This window comes from Microbacterium jejuense, from assembly GCF_039544225.1.
Taxonomy (GTDB): domain Bacteria; phylum Actinomycetota; class Actinomycetes; order Actinomycetales; family Microbacteriaceae; genus Microbacterium; species Microbacterium jejuense.
The window spans coordinates 571,264-588,200 of the sequence record NZ_BAABLG010000008.1 but is presented as its reverse complement, the minus strand read 5'-3'; the positions used below and the strand labels follow the sequence as shown (position 1 = coordinate 588,200).

Genomic DNA, 16,937 nt, shown 5'->3' with positions numbered 1-16,937 from the left:
ATGGGCGAGACCCCCGACCGGCTGCACGAGTGGCGCGAGGGTCCGCGCCTGTGCGCGGCCTACTACAACGAGTACCTGCCGGATCCGGCGCGGCTGGAGACCGACCTGCGCCTCATGACAGAGGCCGGCATCAGCGTCATCCGCGTCGGGGAGTCGGTGTGGTCGACGTGGGAGCCGCGCGGCGGCGAGTTCGATCTGGAGTGGATGACCCCGATCCTCGATGCCGCCGAGCGCCACGGCATCGGCGTGATCCTGGGCACCCCGACCTACGCCGTGCCGCCGTGGCTGGCGCGACGGCATCCCGAGCTCGCGGTCGTGCGCCGCGACGGCTCTTCGGTGCCGTGGGGAGGCCGCCAGGAGGTCGACTACACGTCGGAGCTGTTCCGCCGGTACGCCGAGCGCGTCATCCGGGCCGTCATCGGGCGCCACGGCCGGCATCCCGCGGTCGTCGGCGTGCAGCTGGACAACGAGGCGGGACTGCACCTCATCCACAACGATCAGGTGGTGCAGCGCTTCCGCGAGTGGGTGGCCGACCGCTACGGCGACGTCGACACCCTCAACCGCGAATGGGGTCTCGTCTACTGGTCGCACCGCATCGCCGAGTGGGACGAGCTGTGGGCGCCGGCCGGCAACACGACCCCCGCGTACGAGCTGGCGTGGCGCCGGTTCCAGGCCGAGCTCACCGCCGAGTTCATCGGCTGGCAGGCGGGGATCGTGCGCGAGCTCGTGGCCGACGACGCATTCCTCACGACGTGCATCGCCTACGGACGGCCCGCGATGGACGACGTCGCGGTGGGCGCGCGGCTCGACATCGCGAGCGGCAACGCCTACTACCTCGCGCAGGACGCCCTGGATCTCGACCGCGACGGCGACGGCGGTCAGTGGTACGCCGACGACGTGCCGCAGCTCGTGCTCATGGCCGATCGCATGCGGGCCACGCGACAGGCGCCGTTCCTGGTCACCGAGACGGGCGCCGCGTCGATCGGGCCCGCGTGGCTCACCCGCCCGCCGTACGACGGCCAGCTCGCCCAGGCGGCGTGGCTGCTCGTCGCCCGCGGCGCGCGCCTGGTGTCGTACTGGCACTGGCACACCCTCCACTCGGGGCACGAAGTGCACTGGGGCGGCATCCTCGGTCACGACCTCGCGCCCGGTCGGGTGTACGACGAGATCGCCGGCATCGGCCGTCAGTTCGCGGCCGTCGGCGACGCGCTCCGGGATGCCGCACCCGACGCCGACGTGGGGCTCGTGTACGCGCACGACAGTGAATGGGCCATGACGTTCGAGCCGCCGCTCGCGAAGCCCGGCGGCGCCGACGCAGACCGCGGCTCGTACGCGCGCTTCATCGGCGCGTTCGGCCGCGCCGCGGTGGACGCCGGACTGCAGGTCGGGTTCGTGAACGAGCGACAGCTGCCCGAGGCTGCCGAGCTCGTGCGGCGCTACCCGGTGCTGATCGTGGCCGGGCTGGTCGCGGCATCGGCCCCGACGCTCGAGACGCTCGTCGAGTACGCGCGGCGGGGCGGGCGGCTCGTGCTCGGGCCCCGCACGGGATACGGCGACGACGAGGGACGCATGCGGGCGGCCCTCGCTCCCGCGATCGTCGGCGCTGCCGCAGGCGTGGGGTATCGCGAGATCGCCGCCCTGGCCGGACCGGTCGCGGTGGTCTCTCCTGCGGGGGAGGCGGTCGGAGAGGCGCACGGCTGGATCGACGGGCTCGAGACCGCCGGGGCGGACGTGCTGCTCGGCTACCGGCACGAGCTGTTCGGCCGGTGGGCCGCGGTCACACGCCGAGACGTCGGCGACGGCACGATCGTCGTCGTGGGCTCGATCCTCGACCGGGCGACGCTGGCCGCCGTCGTCGCGTCGGTCGCCGGGCCGGCTCGCGGCCCGCTCGTCGCACGTCCGAGCTCGGTCACCGCCCACTCGCTGACCGGGCCGCAGGGGCGCGTGTGGGTCGTCCACAACTGGTCGCCCGAAGCACGGACCGTGCAGGTGGCGCGAGGGGTGGCATCCCTTCTCGACGATGCCCGCCACGATCGTGGTGCCGAGATCGTGCTCGGAGCGTGGGACGTGCGCGTGTGGCGGGAGGACTGAGCCGGCGCCCGCTGCCGGTGCCACGGGTGACTGCGAAGGACGGTCCCAGGATCCGGTGCTCGGTCTCGTCGAGGACGTGGCGCCCCGTGCCGCGCAGTACGAACGTCAGCAGCACGACGTCGATGCCGTGCAGCTCGAGCGCGGGGCTCACGAAGTCGAGGACGTCACCACGCACCTGCTGCAGGGCGAGTGGACGCGCACCGAGGTCGAGGGCATCGTCCTGGTGCTGATGACCTCGGGGCGCGACTCGGTGGCCTACCTCATCTCGACGGCGATGGTGGCGCTGCTGACCCACGCCGACCAGCCGGCCGCACTGCGCGACGACCCCGAGCGCATCGCGGGCGCGATCGAGGAGTTCCTGCGGGTCGGCGCGATGTTCCTCACGCTGTTCCCGCGCACCGCGCTGGTCGACCTCGAGCTCGGCGGCATCCCGATCCCGGCGGGCACCACGGTGGCTGTCTCGCCGGTGGCGGCCAATCGCGACGAGCGGCGCTTCGACGACCCCGACCGGTTCGACGTGACGCGTGAGGCGTTCGGCCACCTCGGTTTCGGGCACGGCGCGCACGCCTGCATCGGGCAGCAGCTCGCCCGGCTGGAGATCCGGGAGGCGGTCACGCAGCTGCTCGCCGCGGCGCCCCGGCTGCGCCTGGTACGGGCCGAGCAGCAGCAGCCGATGCCCTTCGCGCATCCGGTCGCCACGTACGAGGCCGGAGCGGTCGAGGTGGCCTGGCGCTGAGCCGTGCCGACCGTCAGAGCCGTGCCGGTCGTCAGATCCGCGCGAACGCGCCGGGTGCGATCTCGACGGTGCGCGTCGCGCCGTCCGGCAGCTCGACCTCGATCGTGCGGGGAGCGCGATCCAGGTTGGCGACGAGCACGGTGTCGCGGCCGTCGGCGCGAGCCCCCAGAGCCCACACGAGGCCGTCGGGGGAGTCGCCGCGCAGGCCCGGCCGCCCCGCCAGCGCGGACAGCGCCGTCACGGCGTCGAGCACCGGAAAGGCTGTTCCGGCGGCGGCCCGGAGCCCGCGCGGACCCCACTGCTCGAAGTACGTCAGCGTCGCCACACCCGGGACGGCGAGGGCCGCCGCGCTTGCGATCGTCCAGGCGGCGAGCTCGGGCGAGGCCTGACGAGGGTCGGCGGCCGGGGTGAGAGCCGAGCCGTAGCCGTCCCGCAGATCGTCGTGCGCGGGCATCGGCGGTGCGGTGGTCGCGACGTCGTTGAAGTGCGGGCGCAGCGAGATCGGGCCGAGATGCACCGGGAGACCGCCCGCGAGCTCGACCCCCTGCGTCGCGACGAGCCGCTGGATGGGCGGCGATTCGACGAGCTGCGCCGTGCTGAGGCTGTGGAACAGCGGGGTGCTGCTGAACACGATGCCGTCGAGGCCCCGCGGCAGGCGGTGGTGCTCGCGGTTGAGCTCGGTGAAGTGCGACCGCGCACCGCCGACCACGCGCGTCTGGACGCCGGCGTCGGCGAGCGCCTCGCGCAGCAGGGCGATGGCGTCGATGTCGGACACGTGCCGGGCGGGCCCGGTCGGCCAGAACGCCGTCACGCGCGAGACCGGCAGCCCCTGCAGTGCCAGGGCGCCCTCGTGGATGCGCGTCGGGTCGTCGTCGGCCAGCACGAACCGAACGTCGAGGGGCGCTCCCGATGCCGCCGCCCGCGCCAGCGCCGCACGCCAGTTGCGCGTGGCGAGGTCGAGTTCGACCAGCACCGCCGCCGGCGCGGGGCCCGGGGCGGGGCTCGGCGCCGGGTCGGGGGCGGTCGAGGCCGACACCGCGATCTCCGGGAGCGCCGGGCCCTCGGCCAGCCGGATGCGCGTCACCGCGTCCGCATCGGCCGCGGTGGGCTCGCCCGACACTTCGATGTCGATCGATTGCACCACCCGCTCACCCGCGGCGAGCGGGTACGGGAACGGAAGGGCGAGCGGCCGGCTGTACGTCTTGTACGAGGCATCCGTCCAGTTCCGCTGGTCCTCCATCTCGAACACGTCGCCGCCGAAGCGCACGGCGACGTCGAGGCCGTCGTGCGACCACGCGAGGGCGGAGATGTCGAACGCCGGCTGGTGCGCGCTGATCCGCGCCGGAAAGGTGGATGCCGCGGCCGCGCCGTCCGGGTGCGTCACGAGCAGGGGTGCCCCGGCGAGCACGGGCGGGTGCAGGACGACGAGCCCGGTGCGGTTGGTCTCGAACGCGGTCTGCGACTCGAGGTCGGCGATCACGCGCAGGCGCCCGCCACGGGCCTCGGCGCGCACCACGCCGCGCAGGTCGCTGCCGAGCCCGGTGGAGTGGACGTGCAGGGTCAGAGCGAGGCTCGACGCATCGACGCGATCGACCACGAGGCCCGCGGTGTCCCAGTTGCGGTCGCGGACGACGGCGCGCACCGACCGCAGCACGACGCGGCCGTCGTAGGCGAGGTCGGCGAGCTCGTCGCCGCGCATCTCCAGCGACCAGCGTCCGCTGCGCCACTCACGTGCATCGTCCGCGTGCCAGGCGTCGGTCATGCGCTCCATCTTCGTCTCATGCCCAGCTGGGGGTCAGATCGTCGTCATGCCGCCGTCGACCGAGAACAGCGCTCCGGTGGCGAACGCGCCGTCGTCGCTCGCGAGGTACACCATGATGCCGGCGACGTCGTCCGGCGTCCCGGCGCGGCCGAGCGGGATGCGTCCGACGATCGCGGCGCGTGACGCGGGGTCCTCGCTGATCGCGGCGACGAGCGGGGTCTCGGTGTATGCGGGCTGCACCGTGTTGACGCGGATGCCGCGATCGGCGTAGGCCGCCGCGACAGTGCGCCCGAGTCCGTGGATGCCGGCCTTGGACGCGCTGTACGCGGTGAAGTCCTTGCCCTCGCCGTTCACCCCGGTCGGGCTGCCGGTGAGGATGATCGACCCGCCGCCGCGGGGGAGCATCGAGCGCACCGCGTGCTTGACGGTCAGGAACGTCCCGGTGAGGTTGATGTCGATCGTGCGGCGCCAGACGTCGAGGTCCAGATCGGCGGCCTGCGCGTCCTGGCCGAACAGCTGCACGCCGGCGTTGGCGACCACCACGTCGGGGGCCCAGCCCGCCGCCTCGACCTCGGCGAACGCCGCGGCGACGGCATCCTCGTCCGAGATGTCCATCGTCACCGCGCGTGCGCTCGCGCCGATCTCGGCGGCCGCGGCCGCCGCACCTTCGCCGTTGCGGTCGGCGAGGATGACGCGCGCGCCCTCACGGGCGAAGCGCGTCGCGACGGCCAGGCCGATGCCCAGTGCCGCACCCGTGACGAGAGCGGTCTTGCCTTCGAGCTGTCCCATGTTCTTCCCTTCGGCCGCGGGTGCCGCTCAGCGCTCGATGTGGTCGAGGTGGAGCATGCGCGAGAGGTTCTTGTCGAGCTCGTCGTCGCGGAAGATCTTCTTCCAGTCGTCCTTGATGATGCTCTCGCGGCCGTAGTCCATCGCGATGAGGCACGCGTCCGAGAACGGGTTGTCGCCGCGCAGACCGTTGGCGAGGGCCACCTGCGTGTGGCCGTACAGGATGCTGCGGGCCGCGGCCTCGGGCACGCCCATGGTGTTGACGGTCTCTTGCAGCGCCTCGTTGAGGAGCGCGCCGATCATGCAGGCGACGGTCTCGACGAGCGTCGGCTCCAGCTGCGCGAGCTGCTTGACGGTGACCCAGTGCACGTCGATCACGGGCGCGTAGATGGCGCGCACGGTCGCCTCCACGATCGCCTTCTTGGCCGGGTCGTCGGACTCGACGGCGGCGATGGCGTCCTGCGGGGCCGCGATGCCGCCGAAGGTGTCGGCCCACTCCTCGGGGCTCTGGCGCTGCAGGAAGATCGACGGGTGGCACGGGTGGGCGACGGCCTGCACGACGTCCTCGCGTGTGGTGAGCAGTCCCGCGTACGCCGCGGCCGGGTCGAGCGTCAGGACGATCGCACCGGACTTGAGCTGCGGCACGAGCTCGGCGGTGACCGACTGCAGCGCGAGGTCGGGCACGGCGAGCACGACGATGTCGGCGTCGGCGACGGCGGTGGCGGCATCCGTCAGCTCGCGCCCCGCCTCGACGGTGCGCTCACGGCCGGCGGGCGAGTTCTCGACGTACGCGACCTGGTGGTCGGTCTTGACGAGGTTGTTCGACACGCGCATGCCCATCTTGCCGCCCGCGCCGACGACGGCGATCTTGAAGGTGTCGGTGGTGGTGCTCATGAGTGGCTCCTCAGGTATTCGATGGTGGTGCGGGTCCATTCCCGCTCGGTGCGGATGGTGGTCTCGGCGTCGCCCTGCCACGACAGCCAGTGCTCGACGACCTCGTTGACGCCTCGTTCGCGAGGCCGGACGGTCTCGAGCAGGTGGGGGTAGTCGTGCAGCCCTTCGCCCATGGCGGCGCCGCCGTAGGTGAAGCCGACCCAGCCGGGCTGCCGGGCGAAGGCGAAGTCCTTGACGTGCACGTTCTTGACGTGCGGCGCGGTCTGCTCGACGCAGTCGCGCGGCCGTTCCAGGCGTGCGACGACGTTGGCGGGGTCCAGGCACACACCCAATCGAGGGCTGCCGATCCGTTCGATCAGGGCGACGAGGTCGGTGGTGGCGACCTGCTCGTAGGTCTCGAGCGCGAGGTCGATCCCGGATGCCTCGTACGCGGGCAGTGCGGCGCGCAGCCATTCCTCGGCCTCGGTGAGCGACGGCCGGGTCTCGGGGGAGTACAGCATGCTGCGCACGAGCGTCGCTCCGAAGAGGCCGGCGAGGTCGAGGAATCGGGCGAGCCGCGGGGGCTCGATGCCCTTCGTGCCGAGCTCGATCGTCAGGCCGAGGTCGCGGGCTGCGGCGTCGGCGTCGGCGAGCTCATGGTCGTCCATCGCCTCCAGCGGTGCGTAGTCGCAGATCTGGAACAGGTCGACGCCGAGGGCCTTGGTCGCCTCGAAAGCGCCGACGAGCGACAGCGGCTCGTCGACCAGGTCGGAGTGCTGCCAGAAGAAGGCATAGGTGCCGAGGCCGATCACGACGCACCCTCTGTCCCGGTGCGCGGGTGACGTCTCGGCGACGAGGCGGGGGGAACCGATCCTGAGGAGGCGAGAAGGGCTGCCTCGTCCAGCACCGCGACGAGGGCGTCCGGGTCGTGCGCGAAGCGGCCGAGGAACAGGCCGTCGACGCTGTCACCCAGGCGCGTGAGCAGGCCGGGGCCGGCCGAGCCGCCGTAGATGACCGCCGATCCTGCGCGCTCGGGCGAGGCCTGCAGTGCGGCGGCGATCGCGGTCGTGACGGCGGAGATGTGCGCCGACGGCGCGGGCTCGGGGGCCCCGATCGCCCAGACCGGCTCGTACGCGACGATGACCGGCCCCGCGGGGGCGCCGGCCAGGTCGGCGGCGAGCTGGGCGACTGTCGCGCGTGCGGCATCCGTTCCGTCCATCCGCGAGGACTCTCCGACGCACAGCACCGGTGTGAGGCCCCGGGCGAGCGCGGCGGCGGCCTTGCGGGCGGTGACCTCGTCGGTCTCGCCGAACAGGCGCCGCCGCTCGGCGTGCCCGATCTCGGCGACGGCGACGCCTACCTCGGCGAGCTCGGCGGCGGTGACCTCGCCGGTGTAGGCGCCCGGCTCGAACTCGGACACGTCCTGCGCGCCGACCAGCACGCGCGAATCCGCGAAGGCCTCGAGCGCCGCCGGGATCTGCAGATAGGTGGGGATCACGAACAGGCGCACCGCGCCCGAGACCACAGCGGGGTGGGTCGCCGCGCGCTGCGCCAGGGCGGCGAAGAACGTCCGCGCCCGCTCGTGCCCGAAGTACGTCTTCAGGCTCACCCCGACCGTGACCTGCGACATCAGCAGCTGCCCGTGGTCTCGAACTCGTCGATGACGGCGACCTTGTCGGCCGACGCCGACGTGGTGTCGAAGCGGTAGGTCAGCCACTCGCGCACGAGGCGGCGGGCCAGTTCGATGCCGACGACGCGCTGACCCATCGTGAGCACCTGCGCGTTGTTCGACAGCACGCCGCGCTCGACCGAGAACGAGTCGTGCGCGGTGACGGCGCGGATGCCGGGCACCTTGTTGGCGGCGATCGCGACGCCCAGGCCCGTGCCGCAGATGAGCAGTGCACGGTCGGCGTCGCCGGCGGCGACGCGCTGCGCGGCCTCGATCGCCACCTTGGGGTACGGGGTGTGCCCATCGGCGTCCACGCCCACGTCGAACACGACCTCGACGCCCGGGTTCTGCTCCAGGTCCTTCTTGAGGATCTCTTTGTAGTCGAAGCCGGCGTCGTCGGCGCCGATCACGATCCGCAGCGGCTGGGCGTTCTCAGTCGACATGTGCGTTCTCCTTGTCGTCGTGGTGGGGTTCGGCCGCGAGCGGGCCGGCCGCGAGTGTCTCGCCGATGGCCGTCGCGATGAGCGCGAGCGAGATCGCGCCCGGGTCGGGGGTGCCCACGCTGTTCTGACCGTGCGTACGGGCCCGGCCCATGCGCGGGAGCAGGGCGGCGGTGGACTCGGCCGCGGACGTCGCGGCGGCGGCCGCGTCGCGCCATGCGTCGATCAGGCCGCCGCCGCCGTCGACGCCCTGCGACAGGGTCGCCGCGAACGGCACGAGCGCGTCGACGAGGGTCTTGTCGCCGACCTCGGCCTTGCCGTAGTCCATGACACCCTGCGCACCGGCGCGGACGCCCGCCGCGACGGCGGCCGCGTCGGGAGCGCGCTCATCGCCGAGCCGGGCCGCGATCGCCGTGAGGATCACTCCCCACAGCGCACCGGAGGTGCCGCCTGCCCGGTCGGACCACGCGTCGGCGGCCCGCTCGAGGGTCGTGCGGGCACCGGCTCCGGCCTCGACGGCCGCGGCCGCGGCCACGAGCGCCGCGTGCGAGCCGCGCTGCATGCCGATGCCGTGGTCGCCGTCGCCGGCGATCGCGTCGATGCGGCCGAGCTCGTCCACGTGCGTGTCGACGGTGTCGACGATCGCCTGCACCGCCGCGAGCACGGTGGCGGCGACGGCTCGGGATGCCTCGTCCCCGGGTGCGACGACGGTGTCGGCCGTCGCAGCCTCGACCGTCGCGGCATCCACCCGCTCCTGCGGCGCGACCGAACCCCGGCGGTAGGCAGGGGTGTCGACGGGAGCCTGCCACAGGGCCTCGAGCGACTCGTCGAGCCAGAACAGCGTGAGCGAGGTGCCCGCCATGTCGAAGCTCGTGCAGTACTCGCCGACGTGCGGGTCGACGATCTCGATGCCCGCCGCCGCGAGCAGCTGCGCGATGCGCCGGTAGACGACGAACATCTCCTCGTACTTGAGCGAGCCGAGACCGTTGAGGATCGGCACGACCCGGGCGCCCTCGACCGTGACGCCGTCGGGCACCTCGGCCAGCAGCTTGTCGACCAGCAGTTCGGCCAGTCCGTCGGCGGTCGGGATGCCGGTCTCGTCGACGCCGGGCTCGCCGTGGATGCCGAGGCCGATCGCCATGCGCCCCTCCGGCACGGTGAACAGCGGCTGCTCGGCGCCGGGCAGCGTGCATCCGGTGAAGGCGACGCCGAACGAGCGCGTGCGCTCGTTCGCCAGGCGGGCGAGCCGTGTCACCTCGGCGAGGTCCGCGCCGGCCTCGGCCGCGGCGGCGGCGATCCGGAACACGGTGAGATCGCCCGCGATGCCGCGGCGCTTGTGCTTCTCGTCGGGCTCTGCGCTGACGATGTCGTCGGTGACCGTGACGGTCTCGCACGCGATGCCCTCGCCGCGCAGGCGCTCCTGCGCGGCATCGAAGTTGAGCACGTCGCCGGCGTAGTTGCCGTACGAGAAGAACACGCCGCCGCCGTTGTCGGCAGCCTTCGCGACCGCGAACACCTGCTGCGTCGAGGGCGACGCGAACAGGTTGCCCATCGCCGCGCCGTGCGCGAGCCCGGGACCGACCAGCCCGCCGAACGCGGGGTAGTGCCCCGAGCCGCCTCCGACGACGACCGCGACCTGCCCGGCCGGCGACACCGTCGATCGGACCACGCCGCCCGGCACGCGTCGCACGTAGCGCTCGTTCGCGGCGACGAAGCCGTCGATCATCTCGTCGGCGAAGTCCGCGGGCTCGTTCCACAGGCGGGTCATCGGGCGTCGCCGTTCGCGGTGTCGGCCGGCGCAGAGGCGACGGAGGCCGCATCCGGGCCCTCCGCATCGTCGACCACGACGGGGTTGATGCGGTTGCTGCGGGCCAGCAGCACCATGAGCACCGCCGACACGAGCATGACGAAGCCGACGATGAACATCGGCACCTCGTAGCCGCCGGTCCAGTCGTGCACCGCGCCGGTGATGAACGGGGCCGAGAAGCCGGCGAGGTTGCCGATCGTGTTGATGAGCGCGACGCCGGCAGCGGCCGCGGCGCCCGTGAGGAATCGCGTCGGGAGCGTCCAGAAGTTCGGCAGGGCCGCGAAGATCGCGCAGGCGGTGACCGTGATGACGGCGATCGTGGCCGCGGGGGATCCCATGAACAGGGCGAGCGGGATGCTGACGGCACCGGCGATCGCGGGGCCGGCGATGTGCCACGTCTTGAGACCGCGCTTGGAGGCGCTGCGCGACCAGAAGTACATGACCACTGCGGCGGGCAGGTACGGGATCGCGGTGATGAGGCCCTTCTGGAGCGTGTCGAAGGTCTGGCCGGTCTGGGTCTGGAAGCCCTCGATGATCGTCGGCAGGAAGAACGCCAGCGCGTACAGGCCGTAGATGAAGCCGAAGTAGATGAACGACAGTACCCACACGCGGCCGCTCTTGAAGGCGAAGCGCGCCGACACGTGGCCGTGCTCCTTCTTCTGCGTCGCGGCCTTCTCACGGTCCAGCGCATCGGTCAGCCAGACCTGCTCGTCGCGCGTGAGCCATTTCGCGTCGGTGGGCTTGTCTTTCAGGTAGAACCAGGCCACGACGCCGACGATGATGGCGGGGATCGCGACGCCGAGGAACATGAAACGCCAGCCCTCGAGGCCGAGCGCACCATGCTGCTGGATGAGCCAGCCGGCCAGCGGGGCGCCGATGACGGTGGTGAGCGGCTGGGCCAGGTAGAAGAGCATCAGGATGCGGCCGCGGTACTGCGCGGGCACCCACAGGCTCAGGAACAGGATCGCGCCCGGGAAGAACCCGGCCTCGGCGACGCCGAGCAGGAAGCGCAGCACGACGAGCTGCTCGAAGTTCTGCACCCACGTGAACAGCAGCGCGACGATCCCCCAGCTGACCATGATGCGCGAGAGCCAGCGGCGGGCGCCGAACTTGTGCAGCGCCAGGTTCGAGGGCACCTCGAGCAGGATGTAGCCGATGAAGAAGACGCCCGACGCGAAGCCGAACTGGGCGGCACTGAGGCCGAGGTCCTCGTTCATGCCGTTGGGGGCGGCGAACCCGATCGCGGTGCGGTCGAGGTAGTTGATGAAGAACATCAGCGCCACGAACGGGACGAGGCGGATCGACACCTTGCGGATCGTCGAGCGCGCGACGGGCGGCGCGACAGCGCTGGTCTGGTTCTGGTCCACGGTGACTCCTGGCTCATCGACGGTGATCGAGGTGGTGTGAGTCTAGTGTGCCAAACCGGTTGACCAATTGCAAGAACCGGTTGACCAAATCTTCCCGAACGGATGCCGGCAGGATAAGTTGTTCGCATGCCTGCGTACCCGGACGACCGTTCCGCCGAGATCACGGCCGCTCTCGGCGCGCTGCCGAGCGGCACACCGGTCTCCGAGGTCGCGCGCCGGCTCATGGATCTGTTCACCAGCGGCGACCTCGAGGCCGGCACGCGCCTGCCGCCCGAGCGGCAGCTGGCGGCGACGCTCGGCGTGGGGCGGTCAGCCGTGCGCGAGGCGCTCGCCGCGCTGGAGATCCTCGGCATCGTGGACGTGCGCCCCGGATCCGGCACGTACCTGCGGGGCACCGCGAGCGAGCTGCTCCCGCAGACGCTCCGCTGGGGGCTCCTCATCGGCCGGAAGAACACTGCCGAGCTGCTCGAACTGCGCTCCGGCCTGGAGATCTACGTCGCCCGTCTGGCCGCGGGCCGGGCTGCGGCATCCGATCGGGGCGCTCTGCAGTCGTCCCTGGAGCGTATGCGCACCGCCGTCGGCGACCTCAAGTCGTTCGCGCGCGCCGACCTCGACTTCCACAACGCGCTGGCAGCCTCGGCCGCCAACGACACGCTCGTCGACCTGCTGCACGTGGTGCGGTCGCTGCTGCAGGTGTACGCGGACCGCGCCGTGCACGACGAGGCCGAAGCGCGCACCGCGATCGACGAGCACGACGCCGTCTTCCGAGCGGTCGAAGCGGGGGATGCGGATGCCGCCGCCTCGGCGATGGCCACCCACATGGCCACCGCATCCGAGCGGCTGGCCGCCGAAGCCGCCGGCTGATCCGCCCGTTCCGGCGGGGAAGCCCACGGCGCTCCCGAACGGGCAGGCGTCAGGCGCGCGGGCCGTCGCCCCGGGGGGAGGGCTTCTTCACCGGGACGGGATGCCGCCGCGCGAGCGCGCGGGACCAGTTCGTGTCGACGATCACCGAGCCCGCCTTGGTGCCGATGCACAGGCTCGCGAAGACGAGCAGCGCCGAGGCCAGTGATCCTCGGTCGAGGGTCGCGAGGGCGACGAGACCGACAGTGCCGGGCACCAGCAGCAGGAATGCAGGCTGGAACGTCGTCGCCGCCGGGACGCCGAAGCTCAGGTTCTCGAGCATGCGGGCGGCGACGAACAGGGCCGCCGCGGTGATGCCGGTGGCCAGGGCGCTGCCCACGAAGGGGGTCAGCAGGGCGAGGGCTGCCCACGTGCACAGCATGACGAGGATGCTGAGCACGATGAGACGTCGACCGGCGCCGAAGGCCAGGCCGACGCCCGCGGCGAGCGCGACGACGCCGACCCATGACACCCATGCCGGCGGAAGCGCGGTCCAGCCGCCGGGCGGCGAGTGCAACGTGAGGGCCTGGCCGACCAGCGCGGCCGAGTCCGGGTCGACGGCGAGGCCGGTGATCGCCCCGCCCGCGAGGATCCCGACCGTCATGAAACCCAGCACGATGAGCCCGTACGCCAGCCGGGCAGACCCCGTGACGATGTCGGTCGCGGTCAGCTCGAGCAGCGCGTTGGTGATGAGCGCGCCGGGCACGAGGATCGCGATCGGCGCGCACACGGCGAACAGCGGCACCGCACCGGTGCCGAGCCCGGCGGCGACGCCGCCGACCAGGAGTGTCGAGGCGAAGGCGGCGACGAACGGCATGATCGACGACGCGGGCCCGGAGCGACGCAGCAGTGCGGTGATCGCGCCCACCACGACGCCCGCGACGGCCGAGGTGACGATGGCCCACCACGGGCAGCGGAACAGCACGGCGAGCCCGAAGGCCACCAGCGCCGTGCCGCCGATCCAGGCGACCACGCGGTGCCGGGGGACGAACGCCCGGATGCCCCGCGCGTGCCCGCGGACGCCCGCCAGGGGCACGGAGCCGTCGACGACGCGGTGCAGCAGGCGCATGGCGCGGGCCGACTGGCGGATCGACAGCGCCTCCGAGGTGGTGTTGCCCATCACCGTGCGTCCGCCCTCGTCGTCGAGCGAGATGAACACCGCCGACGGCAGGACCGCGAAGCTCATGGCCGCGGGTGTCGCGGTCGCGGCATGGGCGGATTCGAGGGACGTCCGCACATCGGTCACCGACAGCCCGGCGTCGATCAGCAGCACCCCGAGCTCTGCGAACTCGGCGGCGTCGTCGCCGACGTCGCGATCGCCCCGCTCTGCCCCTGGTGACACGAAGCCACGGTAGCGCCTGGGGCCACGCGCGGTGCGGCGGCGCGGACCCCGCGGCTACGCCACGTCGGGGCGGGTCATCAGAGGCTCCCGCAGATGCAGCTCCAGGCGCGGACTGCCTCAGCCGGAGTCGCGCGCGGCAGCAGGGCGGGTCGAGGCATCCGCACAACCTGGCAAGGAACGGGCCGGTCGATCTCAGCGGGCGGCCGCACGGGCCGCGCGCACGGCCGCATCGCGGCGCACCCGTGCCTCGGCGTGGTGGTCGACGGGGGTGATCGCGAGCGTGCGCTCGACCATTGCCCGCAGGAACCGCGCCGGGTGCAGCTCGTCGGGCACCCGGTCGTCGAGCACGATCGACACGGGCGGCAGCACCGCGATCGCGGCGTCGAGCTCGGCGCGCGCCGCCGCCTGCGCCGCGGCGGTGTCGGCGGCCCCGGGGGCGTCGAGCGAGAACAGCTGGTCGGGGTCGCCCGTCGTCTCGAGTGCGGCCTCGGGACCCGTCTCGGGTCCGCTCTCGGGCTCGTCGACGTCGTCGCCGTCGGCGGGCGGGTCCTGCGCGTACTCCATCAGCACCAGGGCGACGGCGTCGTACGCGTCGTCCTCCTGTCCGAGCTTGCCGAGCAGGTCGATCAGCCACGCGGCCTTCGCCGACTCCTTCTCGTAGATCGTCGTACGCAGCCCGAACACGAACCCGAGCGAGGCGAGAGGATGCCGCAGCCGCAGGTTCTTCGCGTCGCCGTAGGACTCCTCGACGCGGTTGGCCGCGTTCTTGCCGAACGACGAATCCATCCGCTTGGTGCTGATCAGCATCTCGGGACCGGTGCGCCAGTCCGACAGGACGACGTCGACCTGCTTCTGGTAGTTCTTGCCGAGGATCTTCGCCTTGCCGGCGACGAGCCCGGACTTCGATCCGCTGATGCGGATGCGCTCCTCGAGGGCGGCGCGCTCGCCGCCCCGCGCAGGGGTCGCCTCGAGCAGCGCCGCGAGGGCCGCGGGCATGATGCGCGGGTCGGACTCGCGCGGCCACACCGCGTCGGGGTGGAAGCCGGCGCGACGCAGCTCGTACCCGATCCATACATCGAGCGCGAGCGCGGGCACGCCCGATTGCGAGTTGGCGCCGAGGTGCAGGGGCACGCCCAGCAGCAGGCGCAGCGTCTCGAAGTCCGGCCGATATTCGACGACGCGGCCGTCGGCCGTCCAGGGCGAGGTGTGGCCTGCGGTGGTGGCCCGCTCGACGATGCGGTCGAACAGCGCCCAGCCCTGTTCGGCGACGGACGGCTTCCTGATCGGCACGGAGTGGAGGTCCTTCGTCTCGGCGGGCGGCGTTGGGGGAGAGCGAGCGCGGAGGGCGCGGGCGGCGTCAGCGGGCGGTTCGTGAACGGGCGATGCGGCGCTCCATGAGGCGCGTGTGCGCTGCACGCACAGCGTGGAGGTCGTCGCCTGACGGCAGGTCACGGCCGGAGAAGAGCGCGTCATCGACGCGCTGCACGGCATCCCACAGGCGGCCCGCAGCGAGGTCCGCCGCGACGCGATCGCGCACCGCGCGCAGCTCGGCAGCGCGTTCGCCGATCAGCTCGGCCGAGGGGACTGCCCAGCGGTCGGCCTCGCGCGGCTCGATCTTGAGGATGCCGCCGCCATAGGCGCGGCCGACCATCTCGGCGTTGAGCACGGTGACCGAATTGAGGCTCGCGAGCGGCAGCAGCTCACGACCGAGGTCGCGCAGCGCCGCGTCGAGGTAGACGCCGTGCACCGAGTTGAGGTGATGGACCCCGGCCTCGTTCGTCGTGAGGCGAGGCGTGTCGGCGTTCATGCACGTGAGCAGCAGATCGGCAGGGGGCACGAGGGGCACGCGGTACCACGGGGTGCGCGTGCGGCACTTGTATGCCTCGTTCACCCGGTCGCGCTCGCCGGCGCGCACGTACCGCTTCGCCGCCGCAGACAGGGTGTCGCCGGTCGGACGGAACATCAGCGTCGCCCGCCCCGCGTCGCCCAGCGCGGCGAGCTGTTCGGTCGTGAGCGCGAGCCCCCGCAGATGGCTGCTGCCCGGGGGCGAGAGCGGCACCAGCTCGGACGGGTCGAGCTTGAGCGTGGCCGCCCGCTCCGGGCTCAGGGAGAAGTAGCCGTTGTTGCCGGTCACGATGCCGAGCGTCGTCTCGCCCCATTCCTTGAGCGGCACGAACGCGCCCGCCTGCCGCAGCGAGTGGAGCGGCTCGATCGCGTCGGGGTCGACGAGCGCGCTGTTCCACTTGTCGGACGGGTCGGTGGGGGTGAAGGTCAGCCCCTCGGGGAGCGCCGTGAGCCCGGCGGCGTTCGTCGTCTCGTACACGGTCGCGTGGCGACTCACGCCCTCGTCGAAGCCCGAGGCCATGAGCAGCACGACATCGGCCTCGGCCTCGGGGAAGACCTGCTCGGTGAACAGCACGAGCTCCAGTCGCGCGAACCGTTCGAACAGGAACCGGCGCACCGGCGCCGCGTAGTTGACGCTCAGCAGCTCGGCGGGCAGCACGAGCCCGAGGCGCCCGCCGGGCCGCAGGTGCAGCGCAGACTGCACGGTGAAGGCCGCCCAGCTGGAGGCGAGGCCGGTGAGGGCGACGCCGGCGCGGAACGCGGCCTCTCGGGCCCGCGCGCGGGCCTCGCCGGTGAACTGCTGGTACCGGATGTAGGGCGGATTGCCGATCACCGCGTCGAAGCGGGCGGTCGGCTCGACGTTGAAGAAGTCGTCGACGATCAGCGCGGGATCGCCGCCGATGCGCTGGATGCGCTCGCGGCCCACTTCGGCGCTGTGCGGGTGGATCTCGATGCCGCTGACAGCGGGCGGCTCGGCGGCGCCGAGATCGCGCAGGCGCCGCACGGCCTCGACCAGGAACGCGGCGTCGCCGGCGGACGGCTCGAGCACGGCATCCGTCCCCTCGCGGATCGCCCACTGCGCGAGGAAGCGCGTGATCGTCGGGGGAGTGAAGAACGCGCCGCGCGCCTTTCGCGCACCCGCCGAGTCGTCGGCGGCTCGCTCCAGCAGTTCCGGCACGATACTCATTCTCGCCCACCTTCTCGCTCGGGTTCCGACATGACGCGCACGCCGTCGAAGACGTGTTCGACGGTACGGGCGGGTTCCGACATAGAGCGGAACGCTGCAGGCGCGACCCGGCAGGATGGAGAGGCAGGCCGGA

14 protein-coding genes are annotated in these 16,937 nt (G+C 72.5%); 3 read left to right on the top strand and 11 right to left on the bottom strand.

Annotated features, from left to right (window positions below):
* Both ABEA46_RS15385 and ABEA46_RS15380 read left to right on the top strand, forming a co-directional pair.
* Complete coding sequence (locus ABEA46_RS15385) at positions 1–2,091, top strand: beta-galactosidase (RefSeq protein ID WP_345545588.1); 2,091 nt, start codon at positions 1–3, stop codon at positions 2,089–2,091.
* Positions 2,092–2,146: 55 nt separating this feature from the next.
* Positions 2,147–2,827 (top strand): cytochrome P450, encoded by a 681-nt coding sequence (locus ABEA46_RS15380; RefSeq protein WP_345545587.1) that lies wholly within the window; start codon positions 2,147–2,149, stop codon positions 2,825–2,827.
* Between the two features lie 31 nt (positions 2,828–2,858).
* Here ABEA46_RS15380 and ABEA46_RS15375 read toward each other — a convergent pair whose 3' ends face one another.
* From ABEA46_RS15375 to ABEA46_RS15340, 8 genes are read right to left on the bottom strand one after another with little or no spacing between them, the layout of a single operon-like run.
* Positions 2,859–4,589: a D-apionate lactonase family protein gene (locus tag ABEA46_RS15375; RefSeq protein WP_345545585.1), complete on the bottom strand. Its 1,731-nt coding sequence runs from the start codon at positions 4,587–4,589 to the stop codon at positions 2,859–2,861.
* Positions 4,590–4,622: 33 nt separating this feature from the next.
* Positions 4,623–5,378 carry an SDR family NAD(P)-dependent oxidoreductase gene (locus tag ABEA46_RS15370; protein WP_345545583.1) on the bottom strand — a complete coding sequence of 252 codons (756 nt, stop codon included), beginning with the start codon at positions 5,376–5,378 and terminating at the stop codon, positions 4,623–4,625.
* A 27-nt stretch (positions 5,379–5,405) separates the two neighbouring features.
* Positions 5,406–6,269 (bottom strand): phosphogluconate dehydrogenase C-terminal domain-containing protein, encoded by an 864-nt coding sequence (locus tag ABEA46_RS15365; RefSeq protein ID WP_345545581.1) that lies wholly within the window; start codon positions 6,267–6,269, stop codon positions 5,406–5,408.
* The gene (locus ABEA46_RS15360; RefSeq protein ID WP_345545579.1) at positions 6,266–7,060 is read right to left on the bottom strand and encodes a sugar phosphate isomerase/epimerase family protein; all 795 of its coding nucleotides are present in this window, start codon (positions 7,058–7,060) and stop codon (positions 6,266–6,268) included. The genes ABEA46_RS15365 and ABEA46_RS15360 overlap by 4 nt, the downstream gene beginning before the upstream one ends.
* The gene (locus tag ABEA46_RS15355; RefSeq protein ID WP_345545577.1) at positions 7,057–7,878 is read right to left on the bottom strand and encodes a triose-phosphate isomerase family protein; all 822 of its coding nucleotides are present in this window, start codon (positions 7,876–7,878) and stop codon (positions 7,057–7,059) included. Before ABEA46_RS15355 ends, ABEA46_RS15360 begins: the two co-directional genes overlap by 4 nt.
* Positions 7,878–8,360 carry a ribose-5-phosphate isomerase gene (locus ABEA46_RS15350; RefSeq protein ID WP_345545575.1) on the bottom strand — a complete coding sequence of 161 codons (483 nt, stop codon included), beginning with the start codon at positions 8,358–8,360 and terminating at the stop codon, positions 7,878–7,880. The genes ABEA46_RS15355 and ABEA46_RS15350 overlap by 1 nt, the downstream gene beginning before the upstream one ends.
* Positions 8,350–10,125, bottom strand: a complete 1,776-nt coding sequence (locus tag ABEA46_RS15345; protein WP_345545573.1) for a dihydroxyacetone kinase family protein — start codon at positions 10,123–10,125, stop codon at positions 8,350–8,352. The genes ABEA46_RS15350 and ABEA46_RS15345 overlap by 11 nt, the downstream gene beginning before the upstream one ends.
* Complete coding sequence (locus ABEA46_RS15340; RefSeq protein ID WP_345545572.1) at positions 10,122–11,531, bottom strand: MFS transporter; 1,410 nt, start codon at positions 11,529–11,531, stop codon at positions 10,122–10,124. Before ABEA46_RS15340 ends, ABEA46_RS15345 begins: the two co-directional genes overlap by 4 nt.
* Positions 11,532–11,657: 126 nt before the next feature.
* On the opposite strand from ABEA46_RS15340, the gene ABEA46_RS15335 reads away from it, so the two are divergent.
* Positions 11,658–12,395, top strand: coding sequence for a FadR/GntR family transcriptional regulator (locus ABEA46_RS15335; protein WP_345545556.1), 738 nt, complete (start codon positions 11,658–11,660; stop codon positions 12,393–12,395).
* Between the two features lie 49 nt (positions 12,396–12,444).
* Here the strand turns inward: ABEA46_RS15335 and ABEA46_RS15330 are convergent, their stop codons facing one another.
* The 3 genes from ABEA46_RS15330 to ABEA46_RS15320 form a co-directional block, all read right to left on the bottom strand.
* A complete protein-coding gene (locus ABEA46_RS15330) occupies positions 12,445–13,773 on the bottom strand; it encodes a threonine/serine exporter family protein (RefSeq protein ID WP_345545555.1) in 1,329 nt (442 codons plus the stop codon).
* A gap of 192 nt (positions 13,774–13,965) precedes the next feature.
* On the bottom strand, positions 13,966–15,063 hold the full coding sequence (locus tag ABEA46_RS15325; RefSeq protein ID WP_345545554.1) for a hypothetical protein: 1,098 nt from the start codon (positions 15,061–15,063) through the stop codon (positions 13,966–13,968).
* Positions 15,064–15,130: 67 nt separating this feature from the next.
* Positions 15,131–16,804, bottom strand: a complete 1,674-nt coding sequence (locus tag ABEA46_RS15320; protein ID WP_345545553.1) for an N-6 DNA methylase — start codon at positions 16,802–16,804, stop codon at positions 15,131–15,133.
* Positions 16,805–16,937 lie beyond the last annotated feature (133 nt).

Bases quoted from the DNA above. Each gene is read 5' to 3' on its own strand.
- ABEA46_RS15385 (WP_345545588.1), top strand. From the start codon at position 1: ATGGGCGAGACCCCCGACCGGCTGCACGAGTGGCGCGAGGGTCCGCGC.
- ABEA46_RS15375 (WP_345545585.1), bottom strand. From the start codon at position 4,589: ATGACCGACGCCTGGCACGCGGACGATGCACGTGAGTGGCGCAGCGGA.
- ABEA46_RS15370 (WP_345545583.1), bottom strand. From the start codon at position 5,378: ATGGGACAGCTCGAAGGCAAGACCGCTCTCGTCACGGGTGCGGCACTG.
- ABEA46_RS15365 (WP_345545581.1), bottom strand. From the start codon at position 6,269: ATGAGCACCACCACCGACACCTTCAAGATCGCCGTCGTCGGCGCGGGC.
- ABEA46_RS15355 (WP_345545577.1), bottom strand. From the start codon at position 7,878: ATGTCGCAGGTCACGGTCGGGGTGAGCCTGAAGACGTACTTCGGGCAC.
- ABEA46_RS15350 (WP_345545575.1), bottom strand. From the start codon at position 8,360: ATGTCGACTGAGAACGCCCAGCCGCTGCGGATCGTGATCGGCGCCGAC.
- ABEA46_RS15345 (WP_345545573.1), bottom strand. From the start codon at position 10,125: ATGACCCGCCTGTGGAACGAGCCCGCGGACTTCGCCGACGAGATGATC.
- ABEA46_RS15335 (WP_345545556.1), top strand. From the start codon at position 11,658: ATGCCTGCGTACCCGGACGACCGTTCCGCCGAGATCACGGCCGCTCTC.
- ABEA46_RS15320 (WP_345545553.1), bottom strand. From the start codon at position 16,804: ATGAGTATCGTGCCGGAACTGCTGGAGCGAGCCGCCGACGACTCGGCG.